Genomic DNA, 22,032 nt, shown 5'->3' on the forward strand with positions numbered 1-22,032 from the left:
TGTTGGTACGGAGTTTGCTCAAGGGTAGTACCTGTCCACAGTCCGCTGAACAACAGCCAAAGGATTCAATCATGTCTCACGCCCTGCAAGTCGTTGTCGTTTCTGGAGGAGCCTTCAGCCCTTCACGCACTCTGGTTCTGGCCCAGGCGATTCTCGACGAGCTGCAAACCCGGATCTGCATCGAGAGTCACTTGATCGAACTGGGCGATATCGCCCGGCAATTGGGCGGTGCCCTGTCACGCGCGGAGCTGGGTGCTGAGGTCGAAGCACAGATCCAGGCCATCGAAAACGCCGACCTGCTGATCGTTGCCACTCCGGTTTATCGCGGCTCCTACCCGGGTCTGCTCAAGCACCTGTTCGACCTGGTGGACATCAACGGCCTGATCGATACCCCGGTATTGCTCGCCGCCACCGGTGGCAGTGAACGTCATGCCCTGGTGCTTGAACATCAGCTGCGTCCGCTGTTCGGTTTCTTTCAGGCATTGACCCTGCCGATCGGGGTGTATGCCGTCGAATCGGATTTTGCCAACTACCAGATAACCAGTGAGCCCCTGAAGACTCGCATCCGCCTTGCTGCAGAACGTGCCGCACCTCTGTTCGGCGTATCTGCCAAACACCTGCTTAAAACCGCTTAAGGACTCTGTCATGGATGTGTTCTGGTTTCTTCCCACCCACGGCGACGGCCATTACCTGGGTACGACCCAGGGGGCCCGCCCGGTCACTCTCAATTACCTGAAACAGGTCGCCCAGGCGGCCGACGATCTGGGCTACCACGGCGTTCTGATCCCCACCGGCCGCTCGTGCGAGGACTCGTGGGTGATCGCCTCGGCACTGGTGCCCCTGACCGAGCGTTTACGCTATCTGGTGGCCATCCGTCCGGGGATTATTTCGCCGACGGTCTCGGCGCGCATGGCCGCTACCCTGGACCGACTGTCCGGCGGGCGCCTGCTGATCAATGTGGTGACCGGCGGCGACCCCGATGAGAACCGTGGCGACGGCAGCTTCCTCGATCACAGCGAACGCTATGAAGTCACCGACGAATTTCTGAAAATCTGGCGTCGGGTCCTGCAAGGCGAAGCCGTGGACTTCGAAGGCAAGCACCTGCGGGTGCAGAACGCCAAGGCGCTGTACCCACCCGTGCAAAAACCTTATCCGCCGCTGTACTTTGGCGGCTCTTCCGAAGCGGCCCATGATCTGGCTGCCGAGCAGGTCGATGTGTACCTGACCTGGGGCGAACCACCGGCGGCCGTGGCCGAGAAGCTGGCCGATGTGCGCGAGCGCGCAGCCCGCCAGGGCCGTACCGTACGCTTCGGTATCCGCCTGCATGTGATCGTGCGCGAAACCGAACAGGAGGCCTGGGCTGCGGCAGACAAACTGATCGAGCACATCAGCGACGAGACCATTGCGGCCGCGCAAAAATCCTTCTCGCGTTTTGACTCTGAAGGCCAGCGCCGCATGGCGGCGCTGCACGACGGACGCCGCGACAACCTGCAAATCGCCCCCAACCTTTGGGCCGGTGTCGGCCTGGTTCGTGGCGGCGCCGGCACAGCGCTGGTGGGCGACCCGCAACAGGTGGCGGCACGGATCAAGGAGTACGCAGACCTGGGCATCGAGAGCTTCATCTTCTCCGGCTACCCGCACCTGGAAGAGGCCTACCGTTTTGCCGAACTGGTCTTCCCCTTGTTGCCCGAGCCCTACGCCAGCCTGGCTGGACGCGGCATCACCAACCTGACGGGCCCGTTTGGCGAAATGATCGCCAACGACGTCCTGCCCGCCAAAGCCTGAGGCCTGCCCTGTACGGACCCACCTGTAGGAGCGGGGTTGTTGTGTAGGAGCGAGCTTGCTCGCGAGCTCTTCAAAGCAGCGCCGCAGATATCAAACAGCCCCAAACAGCTCGCGAGCAAGCTCGCTCCTACAGAAACACAGGGGCAGGATTTTTTGAAATGGAGGCCATAACCCGTGACAGCCCATCTACAAGACGCAGCTCTTTCACCGCTGCAAACTGCCCGGGAGCTGGCCAGCGAATTCGCTCACAGCGCAGTCGAACGTGACGAGCGCGGCGGTACGCCAATCGCACAACGCGATGCCCTGCGTGCCAGCGGCCTGCTGGCCTTGAGCATTCCCGTCCAGTTCGGCGGGCTGGGGGCCAGCTGGAGTGAAACCTTTGAGGTGGTGCGCGAGTTTGCCCGCGTCGACAGTTCCATTGCCCACGTATTCGGCTTTCATCACTTGATGCTCGCCACTGTCAGGTTGTTCGCACGCCCCGAGCAATGGCAGCCCTGGTTCGAGCTCACAGCACGCAAAAACTGGTTCTGGGGCAACGCCCTCAACCCCCTGGACACCCGCACCACCGTGCGTAATTTCGCTGGCTGGCGCGAATTTTCCGGCAAAAAAAGTTTCTGTTCCGGGGCCAGCGATTCACAAATGCTGATCGCCTCGGCGGTGGATGAAAGCGCCGGCGGCAAGCTGTTGATTGCCGCCATTCCCAGCAGTCGGACCGGCATTACCTTGCACGATGACTGGGACAACATGGGCCAGCGCCAGACCGACAGCGGCAGCGCAACCTTCGAGCGGGTAAGGGTCGAAGAGTCCGATTTGCTGCTCGATCCGGGTCCGTTGAGCACGCCGTTCGCCTGCCTGCGGCCTTTGATTGCACAGCTGCATTTCGCCAATATTTTTCTCGGCATCGCCCAAGGCGCGTTCGAAGAGGCGCGCCAGTACACCCTCACCGAAACCCGCCCGTGGTTTAAATCCGGCGCCACCCAGAACCATCAGGACCCTTACGTACTGGGGCACTACGGCGAATTCTGGGTTGGCCTGGAAAGTGCCCGGCTGCTGGTCGAGCATGCCGCAGGCCTGCTGGACAAAGCCTGGGCCAAGGGCTCGAAACTCAGCAGCGCTGAGCGCGGCCAGGTGGCAGTGGCTATCGCCACCGCCAAAGTCGCCGCCAACCGCCACGGCCTGGAGGTGTGCAGCAAAGTGTTTGAGGTCACCGGAGCCCGTGCCACACACACCGCAGTCGGTCTGGACCGGCACTGGCGCAACCTGCGCACCCAAAGCCTGCATGACCCGCTGGATTACAAGCTTCAAGAATTGGGCGACTGGGCACTGAACCAGAACCTGCCGACTCCCACTTTCTATTCCTAGAGATGCCTATGCAGCTTTTGACGCTACCGCCCTCACCCGCCCTGGCCACGTCGATCCGCGCCACCGCGCAAGTGTTCGAAGATCCGAAATCCAAGGCTTTGCTGGCGCATTTGCAGCAGGTCGCACCCAGCGAAGCCAGCGTGCTGATCATTGGCGAAACCGGCACCGGCAAAGAACTGGTCGCCCGCCATATTCATAACTTGAGCGCACGGCGTAACCGTCCGTTTATTGCGGTCAACTGCGGCGCGTTTTCAGAATCACTGGTAGAAGCGGAGCTGTTTGGCCACGAGAAAGGCGCCTTCACCGGCGCACTCAGTGCCAAGGCCGGCTGGTTCGAAGAAGCTAACGGCGGCACCCTGTTTCTCGATGAAATCGGTGATTTGCCGATGGCCATCCAGGTCAAGCTGCTGCGCGTACTGCAGGAGCGCGAGGTGGTGCGCCTGGGGTCGCGCAAAAGCATCCCTATCGATGTGCGGGTACTGGCGGCCACCAACGTGCAGCTGGAAAAGGCGATCAATGCCGGGCATTTTCGCGAAGACCTGTTCTATCGCCTGGACGTGGTAAACCTTGAACTCAGCCCGTTGCGCGAGCGGCCCGGCGACATCCTGCCGCTGATCCGGCACTTTATCGAGGCCTACAGCAAGCGCCTGGGCTACGGCGAAGTCCGCCTGAGCCCGGCAGCGGAAAACAAGCTGCAGGCCTATGGCTGGCCAGGCAACATCCGCGAACTGGAGAACGTGATCCACCACACACTGCTGATCTGCCGCGACGGCCTGATCCAGAGCGACGACCTGCGACTGTCCAACATGCGCATCGAACGCCAGGAAGACGCCACGGTCACTGACAACTCTACCGAGGCCCTGTTGGAGCGTGCTTTCCAGCAACTGTTTGAAGAACAGCCCGGAGCCCTGCACGAAAAAGTCGAAGACGTACTGTTCCGCGCGGCCTACCGGTTCTGTCACTACAATCAGGTCCACACCGCCAACCTGCTGGGCCTGAGCCGCAACGTCACCCGCACCCGGCTGATCAACATCGGCGAACTGGCGGTCAACAAACGCCGCACCAATGACACACCGCAAAGCGAAAGAATGCTAAACCTGTGCATCTGACCTGTCCAAACACCTACCCCATGAGGATTCGATGACTTATATCGCTGCCCAAAACCGCTACGATTCCATCCCTTATCGCCGTACAGGTCGCAGCGGGCTGCTGCTGCCAGCACTGTCTCTGGGCCTGTGGCACAACTTTGGCGACAGTACGCCGATCGACACCCAACGCGCGTTGTTGCGCACGGCCTTCGACCTGGGCATCAACCACTTTGACCTGGCCAACAACTACGGCCCGCCCTACGGCAGCGCCGAGATCAACTTCGGCCGTTTGCTGCGCGAAGACTTCAAGCACTACCGCGACGAACTGATTATCTCCAGTAAAGCCGGATGGGACATGTGGCCAGGCCCCTACGGCCAGGGTGGCGGTTCGCGCAAGTACGTACTGGCGAGCCTGGATCAGAGCCTGCAGCGCCTGGGTCTGGACTATGTCGACATTTTCTACTCGCACCGCTTTGACCCCGACACGCCACTGGAAGAAACCGCCAGCGCCCTGGCCACCGCCGTGCAACAGGGCAAGGCGCTGTACATCGGGATCTCGTCGTATTCCGGGGTAAAAACCCGCGAGATGGCGGCCTTGCTCAACGAGTGGAAAGTACCGTTGCTGATCCACCAGCCGGCATACAACCTGCTCAATCGTTGGGTTGAAAAGGACCTGCTGGACACCACCGAGGAGCTGGGCACTGGCGTGATTGCCTTTACGCCCCTGGCTCAGGGCCTGCTGACCGACAAGTACCTCAACGGGGTACCGGCCGATGCACGGGTCAATCGTCCGGGGGGTGGCTCGCTGCAAGCCTCGCATCTGTCCGACGCCAATATCGCCCATGTGCGTGCACTGAACGAGATTGCCAAACGCCGTGGTCAAAGCCTGGCCCAGATGGCGCTGGCCTGGACATTACGCGACCCGCGAGTAACTTCAGCGCTGATCGGTGCCAGCCGGCCGGAGCAAATCATCGAGAACGTCGCCGCCTTGCAGAACCTGAGCTTCAGCGAACTGGAACTGGCCGAAATCGACCGTTTTGCCCAAGAAGGCGGGATCAACCTCTGGCAGAAACCGTCGCTGGCCGAATAACCCGGCTCCCACAGGTTCTGTAACCTTCAACACAAAACCCTGCAGGAGCGAGCTTGCTCGCGAGCTTTTTATCGAGCCTATAGAGATGACCGAGTGAGCGCGGCCTTCTTGAGAAGCTCGCTCCTGCTATATCGCTTGTTCAAACCAGCCTGGCCAACCGCTCTGCCAGGGCCTTGGCCTGCAGGGCAACGTCGGTCACGGCAGTGCTCTCCCACCACATTCCGCGCAACGGTGGGCCCATGGCAAACAGCCGTGGCGCAGGCTGCGAGGCGGCATCCAGCACTGCACCTGAAGCATCGGCAGCAATCCCCAACCCCAGATTTCCGGGCTGCACCAGCCCACGTCGCAGCAGCTGTACCGGTAACGGTTTGTCCACCCGGCGCCAGTCGTACTCGATGCCGGTGGAGTTGATCAGCCCATCACCTTCGATCCATACCGATTCAGCCTGCCCCCGGTAGCGCAGACGAATCCGTGGCCGACCGCCCACCGCGTCCACCCCTTGCAGGGAGGCCGCCGTAATCGTCAGACGGCCTTCGCTGAGCAGGCGTTCCAGTAACGCATTGCCCTGGGGCGGCGAGCGGTGGTGATGACTTTCCCACCAAGGCCGTACGTGACGCACAAACTGGCGCCGCTGCGCATCGCTGGCCTGGTTCCAGAGCCGGCCTATATGCACCCGCACCGTATCGAGCGGAGCTTGCCAGTCGATACCCCGGGCCTGTGCCAGGCGACATTGACGGCGCAGTTCACGGAACAATTGCAGGGGGCTGCGCAGCTGTGGTGACAGGGTCAGAAAGTCTTCCCAAACCGGCGGCTGGCGTCGAACCTGCGGCAATAGCCCGTGGCGCGAGTAGACCTGGATCGGCCCGCGATGCCCGGCCTGATGCAAGGACTCCAGAGCGTCGACCATGGTCAGCCCGGAGCCGATGATCAGTACCCGCGCATCCACTGCCAGGCCCCGCAAGGCTTCAACATCCCAAGGGTCCAGCGCCGCCGCATTCAGCCCGCTGGACTGGCGCTGGGCGGTACGGGCGGCCGGGAACATCCCGGTGGCCAGCACGGCTGCAGCGGCTTGCCATTGGCCGCCGTCGCCAAGGGTCACTGTGACCCCCTGTTCATGGGTTTGCAGGTCCACAACCGCATCACGGACGTGGGTCAGGGTTGAACCTGCCGCGGTACCGATTTGCAGTGCTTGCGCCAGGCGCTGCTGGGCATACAGCCCGAACAGCCCCCGTGGCGGGAACAGCTCGGCAACCGGCACATGCTGTTTATCGGCCTGGGGCCAGCCGCCGTCGGCGATGTGCGCCGCAAGCCAGCGGGTCAGGTCGTCCGGGTCGTCAGGCTCGACGCTCATGCGCGCCGCGTTGCCATTGAGGGTATGCCCAAGTTGCGTGGCGCTGTAGGCCTCGCCGCGTCCCAGTTCAGGCCTGGGTTCAACCAGCACGATGCGCCGGGCACCCGGCAGGCGCAGCAGTTGCATGGCCAACAGGGTGCCGCTCAGGCCACCGCCAACTATCAACACATCGGCCTCGCGGATGGCAGGGGTTGCCTGTCCGGCTTGTGGCTCGCTCATGGTATTCACTCGCTTTTGGATTTATACAGTGCGACCGGCAGGATCTGCTGCTGATCCTGTGGTGTCCAGCGCTGGGGCTCAGGCGCGCTCTTTTTGTTGCGCGCGATTCAATTCGCCAAGGTTGCGGTACGCCGCACCCGGATGCCCGTCGGCCAGGCGCGGGCCTTCGCCAAACAGCTTCTCGCGCAGGGTGCCCGTGGCGTACTCCTTCTTGTACACACCGCGTTTTTGCAACTCCGGGACCAGCAACTCCACGGCGTCGATAAAGGTTTCGTGGGTCACCGCGTAGGCCAGGTTGAAGCCGTGTACTCCGGTTTCCTCGACCCATTCTTCAAGCAGGTCGGCTACGGTTTCAGGGCCGCCGACGAACAGCGGACCAAAGCCGCCGATACCGACCCAGTCGGCCAGCGCGTTGGGGGTCCAGATGGTGTTCGGGTCAGCTGTCGAGAAGGTTTCCACCGCCGATTTGATCGCATTGGTGGGCACGTTTTTAAGCGGCTCATCGGGCTTGAACTGGCTGAAATCGATGCCGGTCCAGCCCGAGATCAAGGCCATCGCGCCTTCGTAGCTGACATAACTTTTGTATTCTTCAAACTTGGCTTTGGCCAGCGCATCGGTTTCACCGAGGATCACCGTCTGCAGGTTGAAGATCAGAATTTTTGCCGGATCACGGCCCGCCTCGGCTGCACGCCGACGAATATCGCTGACGGTTTTCTTCAGCAAGACCTTGGACGGCGCGGCGACAAATACGCACTCCGCCTGCTCGGCGGCGAACTGACGGCCGCGACTCGAAGCGCCGGCCTGATACAGCAACGGCGTGCGCTGTGGCGAGGGTTCGCACAAGTGAATCCCCGGCACCTGGAAGTGTTTGCCGACATGGCGGATTTCATGAATCTTGCTCGGGTCGCTGAATACCCTACGTTCGCGATCGCGCAAGATGGCACCCACCTCCCAGCTGCCTTCCCACAGCTTGTAGCAAACCTCGAGGTACTCCTCGGCATAGTCGTAGCGCGCATCGTGCTCGGTCAGGGCTTGCTGGCCGATGTTCTTGGCGCCGCTTTCCAGATAGGAGGTCACAATGTTCCAGCCGGCACGGCCCTTGGTCAGGTGGTCCAGAGTCGACAGGCGTCGGGCGAACGGATAGGGATGCTCGAACGACAGTGAAGCGGTCAGGCCGAACCCCAGGTGCTCGGTCACCAGAGCCATCGGCGGGATCAGCTGCAACGGATCATTGACCGGCACCTGCGCGCCCTGGCGGATAGCCGCATCACCGTTGCCGCGGTAAACGTCATAGATGCCCAGCACATCGGCGATAAACAGCCCGTCGAACTTGCCACGCTCGAGGATTTTCGCCAGATCGGTCCAGTATTCGAGGTCCTTGTACTGCCACGAACGGTCTCGGGGATGCGCCCACAGGCCGGGCGACTGGTGGCCGACACAGTTCATGTCAAAAGCGTTGAGACGGATTTCGCGGGACATCGGGTTACTCCTGGAACTGCGGCGTTGCGACGCCGTTAAGACAATTAAAATCACCAGGAGGCTATTGCACAGGGCGTGCCGGTTTTTAATACCCTTAGAAAATCACTGTTATCCGGGCAACTGTTGCCCCGCCAACACCTGTCTCGTCAGCGACGACAGGTTTCGGCTGTGCGATTTGCGTACAGGTTGTGGCAGCGCTGTTGGCTGGCGGGCAGTTCGCTATGCACATGCCGTGTTTTTAAAGGCCCGGGCAAACGGCACAGACTATGCAATCCCCCTGGCAGGAATCTTTTTCTTCAGGAGCACTGCCATGACCACCTCACCTCTGTCCGTAGGCACCGACTACGAAACCCTGGCCAATCGCTTCCGCCCGCTGTTTCGGCAAATCGCCGCCGGCAACGTCGAGCGCGAACAGGGCCGTGACCTGCCCCGTGAATCCATCCAGATACTCAAGCAGGCCGGTTTTGGCGCGGTACGGGTACCGGTCGAGTACGGCGGCGCCGGTGCTTCGGTGACCCAGTTGTTTGAGCTGCTGATCGAGCTGGCCGAAGCTGACTCCAATATCCCTCAAGCACTGCGTGCCCACTTTGCCTTTGTCGAAGATCGTCTCAATGCGCCTCAAGGTCCGGCCCGGGATGCCTGGTTCGCACGTTTCGTGGCAGGCGAGCTGGTGGGTAATGGCTGGACTGAAGTGGGCTCGGTCAAGCTGGGCGAAGTCATCACCAAAGTCAGCCCGCAGGCCGCCGGCTTTGTGCTTAACGGCGCCAAGTACTACAGCACCGGCAGTATCTTCGCCGACTGGATTGATGTGTATGCCCGGCGCTCGGATAACGGCGCTGATGTTATCGCCGTAGTGGATGCCCGCCACCCCGGCGTCACCCACAGCGATGACTGGGACGGTTTTGGCCAGCGCACCACCGGCAGCGGCACCTCGGTGTATGTCGACGTGCCGTTGACCGCCGAACACGTGATCCCCTTCGAAACCCGCTTCAAGTACCAGACCGCCTTTTACCAGCTGGTACTCCTGGCCGTGCTGGCCGGAATCGGCCGTGCGATAGAACGCGATGTGACGCAAGAGATACGCGAGCGCAAACGGGTGTTCAGCCATGGCAATGCCGACACTGCCCGGGGTGACGCGCAAATCCAGCAGGTAGTGGGGCAGATATCCGCCCAGGTATATGCTGCCGAAGCCGCGACCCTGCGCTGCGCCGGGCCGCTGCAGCGGGCTTATGTCGCGCGGTTTGGCAATGATGAAGCGCTCGAGCGCCAGGCCAATATCGATGCTGAAATCGAAACTGCAAAGGCTCAGGTGGTGGTCTCGGAGCTGATTCTGCGAGCGGCCAGCGACCTGTTCAATGCCTTGGGCGCCTCGGGTGTCAGCGTCAGCAAGTCCCTGGACCGTCACTGGCGCAACGCCCGCACCGCTGCTTCGCACAACCCGTGGATCTACAAGGCGCGGATTGTCGGTGACTGGAAAATCAACGGGACCGAGCCGCTGTATGTGTGGCAGATCGGTAATAGCCTGAAGGCCGGATAACCCCTTCCCCGACTGTAGGAGCGAGCTTGCTCGCGAGCTTTTTGTTGCTGCGATGATCAAGCTCGCGAGCAAGCTCGCTCCTACAGGGTTAGTTGTTGCTCAGTCAGAGCCAAGTTGAGCCGGGGTTGATGAGGCCTGTGCGTTTCGGTCTGGGTGAACACCGCCACGCATTGAAAGCTGGCGTATGCTCAGCCTACCTCCTTCCCTCACACAGGCTGACCCGATGGGCTCGTCTTTCTTTTCATCCTGGACCTTCTGGGCACTGCTCTCTGCGGTGTTCGCCGCCATGACCGCCATTTTTGGAAAAATCGGCATCACCGGGATCAATTCCGACTTCGCTACGTTTATCCGGACCATCGTGGTCCTGGTGAGCCTGGGGTTGATCGTGTATGCCACCGGCCAATATCAGTCACTGGGCTCAATTTCGACCCGCAGCTATGTGTTTTTAGTGTTGTCCGGCCTGGCCACGGGAGCTTCCTGGCTCTGCTATTACCGCGCGCTGCAACTGGGCCAGGCATCCCTCGTCGCGCCCGTGGACAAACTCAGCGTGGTGATTGTGGCGGTACTGGGCGTGACCCTGCTGGGCGAAAAGCTCGATCTGCGACAATGGGCGGGTATAAGTCTGATCACCGCCGGTGTGGTGCTGCTGGCGTGGCGCCGATAACCCTATGAGTGCCCGTCCGGAAACGCGCTCGACACCAGGTAAACTGAAACAAATTATGTAGGAGCTATGCGCCGAACTTGTAGTCGATGCCGCAGACTGCGATAAGAGCCGGCGCAAATCCGGGTTTAATCACTCAGTTTTCCTGCAGGATCGTTCACAGTCTTTGCCGGCCTCTACAACGGCCGATCAAACAGGGTTCATGGCGCACTGCATTTAATCAACAGCAATCGGGAATCAACACTATGTACAGGGTTATTGCATGAAGTGGCTCAAGGGAATAATTCTGGGTATAGCACTGCTGGCAGTGGGCGCTGTCGCATTGGGGCTGTTCTACTTTTTACCGCAACACGATGTAGTGATGGTCACGGGGGTTGAAGTCAAACGGGTCGATCACAATGGCGTCATCAATGCTGAAAACCCGGCGGATGGCCCGACCCGTGATGTGTATTTCATTAATACCGAGAGCCCTGATACCAAAAATGTCATGGTCTATCGCAACGAAGACACGGGCTGGTCTTTCCCCTGGTACTTCAAGTTCGACTCGGCAGACATCCAGGCCAAGGCCCAGGGTTACTCCCGTGATCCAGAGCAACTTGCACTGATCCGATATTACGGGTGGCGCATCAAAATACTGTCGGTGTTCCCGAACATCACTGCGATTGAGTCCACCAACAGCCGCGCTGAACCGTTCCCCTGGTTCAATACCCTGTTCTTGAGTCTTTTGACGTTGGGATTGATTTTCATTGCGGTGTTTGTAAAGCGTCGTTTAAAGCACCGCCATCAGGTACCGGCATCCTGATTTTTTATAGTTTGCATATAAGACACCTCCTAAAAATACGTTTTAAATATATAGCCGTTAACTTCAAACAGCCTCACTTCTCGAATATGGCCCCCAGCCGGGGGCCAGTTAATACCCTGTTTCAGATACGACCAGCTCAGGCGTCGCAACGACTGTAACCGCCTCCATTTGCGGGTATTAAATCCGATGCGTGGTTATTGATTTTGCTTAGGGACAAACTACATTTTCTTCATGGAAACATTTTGTTTGACTTAAGTTAAGTCACAACTAGTCTCACTCCACTATTATCGCGCGCTTCAATTTACCAGGCAGGCCAGTGATGGCGGCTTGAATCTCTATATCAATCAGGGCTGAGGCCACTCAGTCCGCTCTGCAAGCATGGCCAGGGACTGTCTGCTTGTGAACGAATAATAGGAATGCCTCGATGTTTCAGCTTGATTTTTATGGAACGCTTGTGGCTGCCTCTTTGGTGCTGTTACTAGGACGCGGACTCGTGTCTCGTGTCGGATTTTTGCGTACCTACAATATCCCCGAACCCGTTGCAGGGGGCCTGGTGGTTGCTCTGTTGCTTCTGGCCCTGCGTCTGTTCGACATTAAAGTGCAATTTGATACGTCGCTGCAGATGCCCCTGATGTTGGCTTTTTTCGCCACGATCGGCCTGAATGCCGATTTCGCCAGCCTGAAAAAAGGCGGACGCGTTGTAGGCGTTTTCCTGCTGGTAGTGGGAGGACTTCTGATCGTCCAGAACGCCATGGGGATCGGCCTCGCAACGGCTTTGGGGCTCGACCCCCTGATGGGCCTGCTGACCGGCTCCGTGACCTTGTCCGGCGGCCACGGTACCGGGGCTGCATGGGGTGCTACCTTCACTGAAAAATACGGCCTGGCTTCTGCTTCGGAACTGGCCATGGCCTCTGCAACCTTCGGTCTGGTGCTGGGTGGCCTGATTGGCGGCCCGGTTGCGCGCCTGCTGATCAAGCGCGTCAAGACCCCCGGTCTTGGCCATGAAGAGGTGCAGTTGCCAAAGGGCTTTGAGCAACCCAACGAAGAACGTTCGATAACCCCGTTTTCGTTTATCGAAACCCTGGCGCTGATCTCCGTCAGCCTGCTGGCAGGTTCCCTGCTCAGTGGCCTGCTGCTGGGTACCGCATTAGAGCTGCCGACCTTCGTCTGCGTGTTGTTCGTGGGCGTGATATTGCGCAACGGCCTTTCGGCGCTGGGCCTGTATCAAGTGTTCGAGCGTGAAGTCTCGGTCCTGGGCAACGTCAGCCTGTCGCTGTTCCTGGCCATCGCCCTGATGTCGCTCAAACTCTGGGATCTGGCGGCCCTGGCGTTGCCTATTTTCATCCTGCTGTTGGCACAGACCCTGGTCATGGCCCTGTATGCCATTTTCGTGACCTTCAGGGTCATGGGCAGCAACTACGATGCCGCAGTACTGGCGGCAGGCCATTGTGGTTTCGGACTGGGTGCCACACCTACCGCCATCGCCAACATGCAAGCGGTGACACAGCGCTACGGACCTTCGCAACTCGCGTTCCTGGTCGTGCCAATGGTGGGGGCGTTCTTCATCGACATCATCAACGTCATTGTGATCAAGTTGTACCTGTTGCTGCCGTTCCTCGGCGCCGGCGCCTGATACAAAAATACCGGGGCGGGCACTGAAGCACCCGCCTGGCAGCAACAATAAATACAACTTGCGATCGACAGTACTTGCTGTCGATCGCAACTTTTACTCTTGCATCCACCTGCTCTTTACAGCAACTTTTCGCAACAACCGAAAGCAATACTGATGCGGACTCAACAACCCTTCGATAAACCAGCCACCCTGAACATACCAATACTTTAAATATCGGTAAAAAGCGTGCACCTCAAAAATAAAAACTTGCCACTTTATATAAACAGCGCAATTTAAAAGAAAATTCTAACTTGTATCAGATTAGTCCTACATACCGACAAATAATCGCCCTGTACTCTGCGTGCTCAGCAGGAATGTCATTAAGGCAATTCCACATCCACTAGGTAAAGTAGAGAGCAGTATGTACAAAACGTCTCATCATGGATGGATTTGGGCTTACCGAAAACTTCGCAGGCATCATTGTTCTCGTTCCACCTCCTGCTACAGGGCAACCCTGTATATCGCATTCGGGGATACTGGCAAGGTTAAAAGTGAAGACCGATGGGTAAAGATCCGTCTCTCACGTAAACCCAACAAAAAACAACATTCATCAGTCCGTGAGCCCGAACGCGGGTCTTCTATACACGGGTGTTAAATGCCCGGACATCACCCGATTAAAACCGAGCGCGGAGTGAGCGCCTGTAACAGAGCGCGAATCATTGGTGGGCGTTCGCGTGACCGGCAGGATTTCGCGGCCATGGCTTCGAGCCCGTCCAGATCCGGCAAGGCCCCTGTTGATCACGTTCCTTGAGGCCTCCGGGAGAAATCAGCAACCGACTGAATAATATGATTATTAAATTCGAATTTTAAAAAAACGCTGTGAGCTGCGTGCAACGCATGGACAGCAGGCCCCCTGAAGCCAATGATGAAGGCCACTGTTCCCGTGAACAGACCTCTAATAAAAACAACCGGGGTCCTTGCTCGCCGATGAATATTCTCTACGACGAACGCGTTGACGGTTATCTGCCTGCCGTCGATAAAGGTTCGCTGCTACAGGCTCTGCAACAACGCTTGCCCGATCTGGACATCCTCCATCAGGAAGAAGATCTGAAGCCTTACGAGTGCGACGGCCTGTCGGCCTACCGCACCACACCGATGCTGGTGGCGTTACCCAGCACCCTCGAACAGGTACAAGGCCTGCTCCAACTCTGCCATGAGCGCCGGGTGCCGGTGGTCGCACGGGGTGCCGGTACCGGGCTTTCCGGGGGTGCATTGCCGCTGGAGAAAGGCGTGCTACTGGTGATGGCGCGCTTGAACCGCATTCTGCATATCGACCCTGCCGCCCGCAGCGCACGGGTTCAGCCCGGTGTGCGCAACCTGGCAATCTCCCAGGCGGCCGCCCCTTTTGGTTTGTATTACGCGCCGGACCCTTCTTCCCAGATCGCCTGCTCCATCGGCGGCAATGTGGCCGAGAACGCCGGTGGCGTGCATTGCCTGAAATACGGTCTGACCGTGCACAACCTGCTCAAGGTCGAGATTCTGACCGTCGAAGGAGAACACCTGACCCTGGGTTCGGATGCCCTCGACTCACCGGGTTTCGACCTGCTGGCGCTCTTCACCGGCTCCGAAGGCATGCTCGGGATCATCACTGAGGTCACAGTCAAACTGCTGCCCAAACCGCAAGTTGCCAAAGTACTGCTGGCAGCTTTCGACTGCGTGGAAAAAGCCGGGCGTGCAGTGGCCGAGATCATTGCCGAGGGCATCATTCCCGGCGGCCTTGAGATGATGGACAACCTGGCGATCCGAGCCGCTGAGGATTTCATTCATGCCGGCTACCCGGTAGACGCCGAGGCCATTCTGTTGTGCGAGCTGGACGGCGTCGAAGCCGATGTGCATGACGATTGCGTACGGGTGCGTCGGGTCCTGGAACTGGCCGGCGCTACCGAAGTACGCCAGGCCCGGGACGAGGCCGAGCGGGTGCGTTTCTGGGCCGGACGCAAAAACGCCTTTCCGGCCGTGGGCCGGTTGTCGCCGGACTATTACTGCATGGACGGCACCATCCCCCGCCGCGCGTTACCCGGCGTGCTCAAGAAGATCGCCGAGCTGGCCGACGAATACGGGCTGCGGGTCGCCAACGTGTTTCACGCCGGTGACGGCAACATGCACCCGCTGATTCTGTTCGATGCCAATCAACCCGGCGAACTGGACCGCGCCGAAGCCCTGGGAGGCAAAATCCTCGAGCTGTGCGTCAAGGTGGGCGGCAGCATCACCGGCGAACACGGGGTCGGGCGCGAAAAAATCAACCAGATGTGTGCCCAGTTCAACAGCGATGAGTTGACCCTGTTCCATGGGGTCAAGGCCGCATTCGACCCGGGCGGGCTGCTCAACCCCGGCAAAAATATCCCTACCCTGCATCGCTGCGCCGAGTTCGGAGCCATGCATGTGCACATGGGCCAGTTGCCCTTCCCTGAACTGGAGCGTTTTTGATGGAGACTGAACACAATGTCGATGACAGCCAGGCGCTGCTGGAGCAGGTCAACCGCGCGCTGGCCAATGCCACCCCGCTGCTGATCCAGGGCTCCAACAGCAAGGCGTTTCTCGGGCGTGCGGTGGCCGGTGAAGTCCTCGACACCCGGGGGCACCGTGGCATCGTCAGTTACGACCCCACCGAGCTGGTGATCACCGCCCGCGCCGGCACCCCGCTGGCTGAGTTGTCCGCAACCCTGGCCGCAGCCGGGCAAATGCTGCCCTGCGAGCCACCCTCCTTCAGCCCGGGAGCAACAGTCGGCGGCATGGTCGCGGCCGGGCTGTCCGGCCCGCGTCGGCCCTGGTCCGGTTCAGTGCGCGACTTCGTGCTCGGTACCCGGGTAATCACCGGTCTGGGCAAGCACCTGCGCTTTGGCGGCGAAGTGATGAAGAATGTCGCCGGTTACGATCTGTCGCGCTTGCTGGCAGGCAGTTACGGCTGCCTTGGGCTGCTGACGGAAGTGTCGTTGAAGGTGCTGCCAGTGCCCCGTCGCTGCTTGAGCATTTCCCTGGAGATGGACCGCGCACGGGCATTGAGCAATCTCGCCCAATGGGGCCAGCAGCCGCTGCCCATCAGCGCCGCCTGCCATGACGGCCAGCGTTTGCATTTGCGCCTGGAAGGTGGCGAAGGCTCGGTGACCGGGGCCCATGACCGTCTCGGCGGCGAAGCGCTCGACCCCGGCTTCTGGGCCGAACTGAATGAACAGCAACTGGCCTTTTTCGACGTCGGCCAGCCGCTGTGGCGCCTTTCAGTGCCCAATAATACGGGCGTGCTCGACCTGCCCGGCGAGCAGTTGATCGATTGGTCCGGCGCCCAGCGCTGGCTCAAATCCGACGCCGATGCAGAGGTCATTCGCGCCCTGGCCCGAACGGTGGGCGGCCATGCCACCTGTTATAGCCACGGCCTCATCGACAGCCCCTTTCAACCATTGCCCGCTGCGCTGCTGCGCTATCACCGCCAGCTCAAGACGCAACTGGACCCGCAAGGGATCTTCAACCCGGGCCGTATGTACGCGGAGCTTTGAACCATGCAGACCCTCTTGAGTGAACAGGCCAAGCTACTGCCCCGCGCAGCAGAGGCCGAAAGCATTCTGCGCAGCTGCGTGCATTGCGGCTTCTGCAACGCCACCTGCCCCACCTATCAATTGCTCGGCGATGAACTGGACGGCCCGCGCGGGCGGATTTACCTGATCAAGCAAGTACTCGAAGGTCATGCGCCCACGGCGAAGACGCAACTGCACCTGGACCGCTGCCTGTCTTGTCGCAACTGTGAAACCACCTGCCCGTCCGGGGTCGATTACCACAACCTGCTGGATATCGGCCGCGCGGTAGTCGACGCCGCCGTGCCGCGCTCTGCGGGCCAGCGCCTGCTGCGCCAGAGCCTGCGCGCAGTAGTGCCGAACCCCGGGCTGTTCAAGCGTCTGATCAACACCGGCGAACGCTTGCGCGCCCTGTTGCCCGAAGCACTCCAGGCCAAATTGCCACGCAACGTTCGTCCTGCCGGGGAACGAACGACGGCGCGGCATCCGCGACAGGTACTGATGCTCGAAGGTTGCGTGCAGCCGAGTCTGTCGCCCAACACCAATGCCGCCACGGCACGGGTACTGGACCGCCTGCAAATCGGCGTGATAGCGGTCAGCCAGGCCGGCTGCTGCGGCGCCGTGGACTATCACCTGGATGCCCAGGAGGCCGGCCTCAATCGCGCCCGACGCAATATCGACGCCTGGTGGCCGAGCATCGAAAACGGGGCCGAAGCCATCGTGCAGACAGCCAGCGGTTGTGGCGCCTTCATCAAGGATTACGGGCATCTGCTAAGCCACGATCCGGCCTATGCCTTCAGGGCTGGCCGGGTCAGTGCCCTGGCCAGGGATCTGGTAGAGGTGCTGCGTGACGAGCCCCTGGAGCAACTCAAGGTCAACGCTGCAACGCGCATCGCCTTCCATTGCCCCTGTACCCTGCAGCACGCCCAAAAACTTGGCGGCGCGGTAGAAGCCTTGCTGACCCGTCTGGGCTTCAACCTCACGCCGGTCCCGGACAGCCATTTGTGCTGCGGCTCGGCAGGCACCTGGTCGCTGACCCAGCCCGAGCTGTCGCGCCAACTGCGCGACAACCGGCTCAATGCTCTGGAAAGCGGCCAGCCGCAACTTATCGTCACCGCCAACATCGGCTGCCAGATCCACCTCGACGGCGCCGGTCGCACCCCGGTCAGGCACTGGATCGAACTGGTCGAAGAGGCCCTGATTTAACCGAACCAACAGCGCCCATTGGAGAGCCCCATGAAAACCAAAGCCGTATTGAGCCAGACCGAAGTCAGTCAGATCCTTGGCGCTGCACGCACAGAAGCGCGGAACAATCAGTGGGCGGTAAGCATCGCCATCGTCGACGACGGCGGCCATCCGCTGGCCCTCGAGCGTCTCGACGGCTGCGCCCCGATCAGCGCCTATATCGCCATGGAAAAGGCCCGCACTTCAGCCTTGGGACGCCGTGAATCCAAGGGTTATGAGGACATGGTCAATGGGGGTCGCCACGCCTTTCTGTCGGCGCCACTGCTGACCTCGCTGGAAGGCGGCGTGCCAATCATTGTTGACGGCCAGGTGATCGGCGCAGTCGGCGTATCGGGGGTCAAGGCCGAGCATGACGCCCAGGTCGCCAGCGCCGGAGCACAATGCCTGAAGTGAGTCAGCGCCATCAATCATGGACCCGCAATGTTTGACCCGGGCCCGGGATGATGGATCCACCAGGCCGCGAACGTTCAGAGCCCGGGCAGCGTTTCAAGCACTGTCCGGGCGCCGGGCTTTCAGTCCAGCCCCGGCCTCAACCGATGGCTATCCGTTGCGCGCGGCGCTTCAAGGTGTCGGAAGGCAACTCGGTGAATTGCTTGCGATATTGTTCGGCAAATCGCCCCAAGTGGACAAAACCATAATCAAGGGCCAGTTCGGTAACGCTGCGCACGTTGCAGCTGGGATCGGCCAGGCACGCCTGGATCCGTGACAGCTTCTGCTCACGGATAAAACGTTGCGGGGTCGTGCACATGTGCTTCTCGAACAGGGCATACAGCGAGCGCACACTCAGCTGCGCCTGATCGGCCAGGCTCTGGACGCTGATGTCGTGCTGAAGGTTGCAAGTAATGTAATCCAGCAGGCGCTCGAAGGTGCTGCTGGAACAGGCCAGGTGTTCGCGCCGCACGTTATTGCGCATCAGGGTCAACATCTTGCTGGCGACTATATGCGCGTAATGCTCCTGGACCCGGGCCAGCGCAGCACCGTCCTCGGCCTCGGTGCAGATGGTGGCCAGTAACGGTACAAACGCTTGCAGTTGATCCAGCGCATAGCGCTGTTGCAGAAAACGGATGCCTTCGCGCGGATAAAGCCAGCGCTGCTCCTGGCAGATCAGCTCCAGCAACCTGGTCGGCACTTTCAGGATGAATTTTTCGCAGTCATGGGAATACGTCAGGTCTACCGGATCATCGGGGTTGATCAGCAGCAGCTCGCCCGGCACCAGATGGTGCACTCCGGTGGGGCTACGCCACAGGCAGTCGCCGCGCAGCAAAACCTGCAAATGGAAGATGTCCTCCAGCGCATCGGATACCACACGCACGCTGGAGCCGTAGCTGATCCGGCAAAGGTCCAGGCTGGCAAACTTGCGGTGGTTCAGTTGCGCCTGGGCACTGGCTTTGCGCGGCAGGTGAATACAATGGCTGCCGACATGCTGATTCACATAGCCGGATACGGCATGCGGGTCGGCGTTCTTGAACACCTCACTGCGCTCGCTTAGCAGGGGCATATTCATGGCGGTCACTCTTATATTATTTTTATCAATCAGGCGCATTACAACTGTGACAGGTACAGGCAGGCCTTGCGATTCTCGACCACGATCCGTTGCAATGCCAATACAAATAAGGTTAGCCACCATACCTGTAAGGTATTCGCACAGCCCGGGTGCGCTGCAAAAAACTCAAGGGCTAACCCTCGGTCGATGTTGCGCCCACACTGACCGGGCGCCGCTTGAACATCACCACATGCACCGTCAACCCCAGCAGCAAGCCCCAGAACGGTGCTGACAAGCCCAGAAAAGAAACCCCCGACGCGGTCACCAGAAATGTGAACAGGCCGGCATCACGGTCCTTGGCATCAGACACGCTGCGCACCAGCGCATCATTGATCGCGCCATACAGCGCCAGGCCGGCCAGGCCCGCGATCAACGCGTGGGGAAAGGCTGCGAACACCGACACCACCGTGGCCCCGGCCATCCCCAGCAACAGGTACAGCAAACTGCCCGACAGCGCTGCGACGTAACGGCGCCGGGGATTCTCATGGGCTTCGCGCCCGGTACACAGGCTGGCTGTCACGGCGGCAAGGTTGAGCCCGTGACAGCCGAAAGGGGCCAGTAATGCTCCGACCAGGGCGCTGGCTGTGATCATCGGGCTGGCAGGCGTGGTATAGCCCGCGCCGCGCAAGACGGCTATCCCGGGCATGAACTGCCCGGTCAGGGCCACCAGCAGCATGGGCAACGCCAGACTCAAGGTGGCGGACAGACTGAACTCGGGCACGATCCATTGCGGGGTCGCCCACGCAAACATCAGGGCTTCGCCGCGAAATTCACCGCTGACCAGAGCAATGCCCGCCCCCACCACCAGCACAGCCGCCACCGCATAGCGCGGCCACAACTTGCGAAAACCGATGTAGGTCACAAACATCGCGCCGATCAACGCCGGCGCCTCGGGTGCCGAGCGAAAGGTTTGAATACCGAAGCTGAACAGAATGCCGGCCTGCATCCCTGCCGCAATCGAGCCCGGCAAATGGGCCAGCAATTTATCGAACACGGCGCTATAGCCGATCACCCACAGCAACAGGTTCGCCACCAGGTAGGCACCCACGGCCTGATTCAGGCCGATCTCGGGCAGCGCCGTCACCAGCAGCGCGGAACCCGGAATCGACCAGGCCACCACCACCGGAACCTTGTACTTGAGGGACAGGAAGGCACCGAGCACGGCAGAACCGATGGAAATCGCCCATACCCAGGACGACAGCTCAATGGCTGACAGGTGCGCCTGTTCAGCCGCATGGAAAATGATGACCAGCGGGCCCGCGTAGGAAATCAATGTAGCGATGAACCCGGCAATCACTGCCGACAATGACAGGTCGCGAAACAGAGTTGGCATGTGTACCTCAACGTCGCCGGGATTTGAGTGCCGGCGCACCCTCACCCGGCCGGTAAAACATTTGGCGTGGCCTCAGCTTTCCTGCAACACCCGCGGGCGCTGGCTGCGCTGCTCGCCTGCCTGACTGGCAGCCGGCTGCAACTGGAAGTCGAACTCAAGCTCTGCATGACGGCCGTCCACTCCCCGGGCGCGGGCAGCCGCCTGGTCGTCGACAAACACCACCTGACCCACCAGGCCGTCGCGGGTCGCGAAAGCAAAGTCATCCCACAGGTACTTGTCCCCTGACAGATTGATCTGGGTGGTCAAGTGCCGGTAGCCCGCAGCCGAGATGAAGTAGTGGATATGCGCTGGCCGCTGGCCGTGGCGTCCGAGCAGGTCCAGACACTCCTGGGTCGGGCCGGCCGGGTTGCAGCCGTAGCCGGACGGCACGATGGAACGCGCGCGGTAGCGGCCCTCGGCATCGGTGACAATGCGTCGGCGCAGGTTGTACTCCGACTGGCTGGAGTCGAAGTACGAATAGGTACCCCGGGTGTTGGCATGCCAGAGATCGACAATCGCCCCCGGGACCGGGTTGCCGTCGGTATCGCGCACCACCCCCTCCAGAAACAGTGCCGTCGCAACCCCCTCTTCACTGCCATCGTCAAGCCTCGCCTCGCCCTGACTGATCGGTGCCCCGGCCACGTACAGCGGGCCTTCGATGGTGCGCGGGGTTCCGCCCACGTATCCCGCATCGGCGTCCCTGGCGTCTTGCAACAGATCGAGAAAATGCTCGATACCAAGACCTGCGACCAACAGCCCTGCCTCGTTGCGGGCACCCAGGCGATTGAGATAATCCACCGCAGCCCAGAACTCATCGTCCGTCACCTCCAGGTCTTCGACGATGCGCGCCACCTCATTGACCAGACGCAGCAGCAACTGTTTGGCCCGCGGGCTGCCCTGATCGCTGTTCGCACCGCTGACCTCCTTGAAAAACGCCTGGAGCTCGGGGGTCTGGGAAATTTTCACGGTCATTCTGACTACCTCTTTTATTGATTTATTTTGCCCGGGCCTGTCACGCCGCACTCAGGCCTGAGCAGGCAACGCCGCGGTAAACGCGCGCCGCGTGGTGCTGACAGCAAAGCTGCCGAACACCAGTGCCCCGAACATCATGCCGAACAAGGCATAACTGCCCAGCGCCCCGGCCTGTAGTGGCGTCAACCCCCACTCCCGCATGATCACCGGCAGTACTACGCCGTAGATGAACAGGTCATAACCATCAAAAATCAGCAGCAGAGCGCACCACAGCATGACCATCCAGTGGAATCGGCCAAACCGGGCATTGTCGACAATTGCATGAACATCCAGAGTTCCCATGGCTTT

General features: G+C 60.4%; 18 protein-coding genes and 1 pseudogene. 13 read left to right on the plus strand and 6 right to left on the minus strand.

What is annotated here, in order from left to right:
• Positions 1-71: 71 nt before the first annotated feature.
• From msuE to mgrA, 5 genes are all read left to right on the plus strand, one after another.
• Positions 72-635: an FMN reductase gene (msuE, locus tag ACP7BO_RS21825; RefSeq protein ID WP_426212731.1), complete on the plus strand. Its 564-nt coding sequence runs from the start codon at positions 72-74 to the stop codon at positions 633-635.
• 10 nt (positions 636-645) lie between these two features.
• The gene (ssuD, locus tag ACP7BO_RS21830) at positions 646-1,785 is read left to right on the plus strand and encodes an FMNH2-dependent alkanesulfonate monooxygenase (RefSeq protein ID WP_060691772.1); all 1,140 of its coding nucleotides are present in this window, start codon (positions 646-648) and stop codon (positions 1,783-1,785) included.
• A gap of 174 nt (positions 1,786-1,959) precedes the next feature.
• The gene (locus ACP7BO_RS21835) at positions 1,960-3,147 is read left to right on the plus strand and encodes an acyl-CoA dehydrogenase family protein (RefSeq protein ID WP_397456497.1); all 1,188 of its coding nucleotides are present in this window, start codon (positions 1,960-1,962) and stop codon (positions 3,145-3,147) included.
• A gap of 8 nt (positions 3,148-3,155) precedes the next feature.
• Positions 3,156-4,256: a sigma-54 interaction domain-containing protein gene (locus tag ACP7BO_RS21840; RefSeq protein ID WP_397456496.1), complete on the plus strand. Its 1,101-nt coding sequence runs from the start codon at positions 3,156-3,158 to the stop codon at positions 4,254-4,256.
• Between the two features lie 31 nt (positions 4,257-4,287).
• Positions 4,288-5,325: an L-glyceraldehyde 3-phosphate reductase gene (gene mgrA, locus ACP7BO_RS21845; protein WP_426212734.1), complete on the plus strand. Its 1,038-nt coding sequence runs from the start codon at positions 4,288-4,290 to the stop codon at positions 5,323-5,325.
• Positions 5,326-5,464: 139 nt separating this feature from the next.
• Here the strand turns inward: mgrA and ACP7BO_RS21850 are convergent, their stop codons facing one another.
• Together ACP7BO_RS21850 and ACP7BO_RS21855 are read right to left on the minus strand one after the other, a co-directional pair.
• Positions 5,465-6,895 carry an FAD/NAD(P)-binding protein gene (locus tag ACP7BO_RS21850; protein WP_426212736.1) on the minus strand — a complete coding sequence of 477 codons (1,431 nt, stop codon included), beginning with the start codon at positions 6,893-6,895 and terminating at the stop codon, positions 5,465-5,467.
• A gap of 78 nt (positions 6,896-6,973) precedes the next feature.
• Complete coding sequence (locus ACP7BO_RS21855) at positions 6,974-8,374, minus strand: LLM class flavin-dependent oxidoreductase (RefSeq protein ID WP_426212738.1); 1,401 nt, start codon at positions 8,372-8,374, stop codon at positions 6,974-6,976.
• A 310-nt stretch (positions 8,375-8,684) separates the two neighbouring features.
• Between ACP7BO_RS21855 and ACP7BO_RS21860 the strand changes: the two genes are divergently transcribed.
• The 8 genes from ACP7BO_RS21860 to ACP7BO_RS21895 all read left to right on the plus strand — a co-directional run bounded on the left by ACP7BO_RS21860 (position 8,685) and on the right by ACP7BO_RS21895 (position 18,190).
• Entirely contained in the window at positions 8,685-9,911 is a 1,227-nt protein-coding gene (locus ACP7BO_RS21860; protein WP_397456493.1) for an acyl-CoA dehydrogenase family protein, read from the plus strand.
• Positions 9,912-10,134: 223 nt separating this feature from the next.
• The gene (locus ACP7BO_RS21865) at positions 10,135-10,575 is read left to right on the plus strand and encodes an EamA family transporter (protein WP_060691752.1); all 441 of its coding nucleotides are present in this window, start codon (positions 10,135-10,137) and stop codon (positions 10,573-10,575) included.
• 259 nt (positions 10,576-10,834) lie between these two features.
• Entirely contained in the window at positions 10,835-11,374 is a 540-nt protein-coding gene (locus tag ACP7BO_RS21870; protein WP_426212741.1) for a DUF1523 family protein, read from the plus strand.
• Between the two features lie 424 nt (positions 11,375-11,798).
• Positions 11,799-13,007, plus strand: coding sequence for a sodium/glutamate symporter (gltS, locus tag ACP7BO_RS21875; RefSeq protein WP_397456491.1), 1,209 nt, complete (start codon positions 11,799-11,801; stop codon positions 13,005-13,007).
• Between the two features lie 966 nt (positions 13,008-13,973).
• A complete protein-coding gene (glcD, locus tag ACP7BO_RS21880; protein WP_426212743.1) occupies positions 13,974-15,473 on the plus strand; it encodes a glycolate oxidase subunit GlcD in 1,500 nt (499 codons plus the stop codon).
• A complete protein-coding gene (gene glcE / locus ACP7BO_RS21885; protein WP_426212745.1) occupies positions 15,473-16,537 on the plus strand; it encodes a glycolate oxidase subunit GlcE in 1,065 nt (354 codons plus the stop codon). The genes glcD and glcE overlap by 1 nt, the downstream gene beginning before the upstream one ends.
• 3 nt (positions 16,538-16,540) lie before the next feature.
• Entirely contained in the window at positions 16,541-17,758 is a 1,218-nt protein-coding gene (gene glcF, locus ACP7BO_RS21890) for a glycolate oxidase subunit GlcF (RefSeq protein ID WP_426212747.1), read from the plus strand.
• 30 nt (positions 17,759-17,788) lie between these two features.
• Complete coding sequence (locus ACP7BO_RS21895; protein ID WP_060691731.1) at positions 17,789-18,190, plus strand: heme-binding protein; 402 nt, start codon at positions 17,789-17,791, stop codon at positions 18,188-18,190.
• Between the two features lie 136 nt (positions 18,191-18,326).
• Here ACP7BO_RS21895 and ACP7BO_RS21900 read toward each other — a convergent pair whose 3' ends face one another.
• The 4 genes and pseudogenes from ACP7BO_RS21900 to ACP7BO_RS21915 all read right to left on the minus strand — a co-directional run.
• A complete protein-coding gene (locus tag ACP7BO_RS21900) occupies positions 18,327-19,301 on the minus strand; it encodes an AraC family transcriptional regulator (protein WP_426212749.1) in 975 nt (324 codons plus the stop codon).
• A 172-nt stretch (positions 19,302-19,473) separates the two neighbouring features.
• Positions 19,474-20,673 (minus strand): benzoate/H(+) symporter BenE family transporter, encoded by a 1,200-nt coding sequence (locus ACP7BO_RS21905; RefSeq protein ID WP_426212751.1) that lies wholly within the window; start codon positions 20,671-20,673, stop codon positions 19,474-19,476.
• Between the two features lie 72 nt (positions 20,674-20,745).
• The gene (gene catA / locus ACP7BO_RS21910; protein WP_426212753.1) at positions 20,746-21,684 is read right to left on the minus strand and encodes a catechol 1,2-dioxygenase; all 939 of its coding nucleotides are present in this window, start codon (positions 21,682-21,684) and stop codon (positions 20,746-20,748) included.
• 102 nt (positions 21,685-21,786) lie between these two features.
• A pseudogene (locus ACP7BO_RS21915) lies at positions 21,787-22,026 on the minus strand (aromatic acid/H+ symport family MFS transporter); the annotation flags it as partial.
• Between the last annotated feature and the right edge of the window lie 6 nt (positions 22,027-22,032).

This window comes from Pseudomonas sp. TWR2-1-1, from assembly GCF_049897045.1.
Taxonomy (GTDB): Bacteria; Pseudomonadota; Gammaproteobacteria; order Pseudomonadales; family Pseudomonadaceae; genus Aquipseudomonas; species Aquipseudomonas versuta.

Bases quoted from the DNA above. Each gene is read 5' to 3' on its own strand.
- mgrA (WP_426212734.1), top strand. From the start codon at position 4,288: ATGACTTATATCGCTGCCCAAAACCGCTACGATTCCATCCCTTATCGC.
- ACP7BO_RS21840 (WP_397456496.1), top strand. From the start codon at position 3,156: ATGCAGCTTTTGACGCTACCGCCCTCACCCGCCCTGGCCACGTCGATC.
- ACP7BO_RS21855 (WP_426212738.1), bottom strand. From the start codon at position 8,374: ATGTCCCGCGAAATCCGTCTCAACGCTTTTGACATGAACTGTGTCGGC.
- glcD (WP_426212743.1), top strand. From the start codon at position 13,974: ATGAATATTCTCTACGACGAACGCGTTGACGGTTATCTGCCTGCCGTC.
- ACP7BO_RS21865 (WP_060691752.1), top strand. From the start codon at position 10,135: ATGGGCTCGTCTTTCTTTTCATCCTGGACCTTCTGGGCACTGCTCTCT.
- ACP7BO_RS21905 (WP_426212751.1), bottom strand. From the start codon at position 20,673: ATGCCAACTCTGTTTCGCGACCTGTCATTGTCGGCAGTGATTGCCGGG.
- ACP7BO_RS21860 (WP_397456493.1), top strand. From the start codon at position 8,685: ATGACCACCTCACCTCTGTCCGTAGGCACCGACTACGAAACCCTGGCC.
- ssuD (WP_060691772.1), top strand. From the start codon at position 646: ATGGATGTGTTCTGGTTTCTTCCCACCCACGGCGACGGCCATTACCTG.
- glcE (WP_426212745.1), top strand. From the start codon at position 15,473: ATGGAGACTGAACACAATGTCGATGACAGCCAGGCGCTGCTGGAGCAG.
- ACP7BO_RS21850 (WP_426212736.1), bottom strand. From the start codon at position 6,895: ATGAGCGAGCCACAAGCCGGACAGGCAACCCCTGCCATCCGCGAGGCC.
- msuE (WP_426212731.1), top strand. From the start codon at position 72: ATGTCTCACGCCCTGCAAGTCGTTGTCGTTTCTGGAGGAGCCTTCAGC.
- ACP7BO_RS21895 (WP_060691731.1), top strand. From the start codon at position 17,789: ATGAAAACCAAAGCCGTATTGAGCCAGACCGAAGTCAGTCAGATCCTT.
- gltS (WP_397456491.1), top strand. From the start codon at position 11,799: ATGTTTCAGCTTGATTTTTATGGAACGCTTGTGGCTGCCTCTTTGGTG.
- ACP7BO_RS21900 (WP_426212749.1), bottom strand. From the start codon at position 19,301: ATGAATATGCCCCTGCTAAGCGAGCGCAGTGAGGTGTTCAAGAACGCC.
- glcF (WP_426212747.1), top strand. From the start codon at position 16,541: ATGCAGACCCTCTTGAGTGAACAGGCCAAGCTACTGCCCCGCGCAGCA.
- catA (WP_426212753.1), bottom strand. From the start codon at position 21,684: ATGACCGTGAAAATTTCCCAGACCCCCGAGCTCCAGGCGTTTTTCAAG.
- ACP7BO_RS21870 (WP_426212741.1), top strand. From the start codon at position 10,835: ATGAAGTGGCTCAAGGGAATAATTCTGGGTATAGCACTGCTGGCAGTG.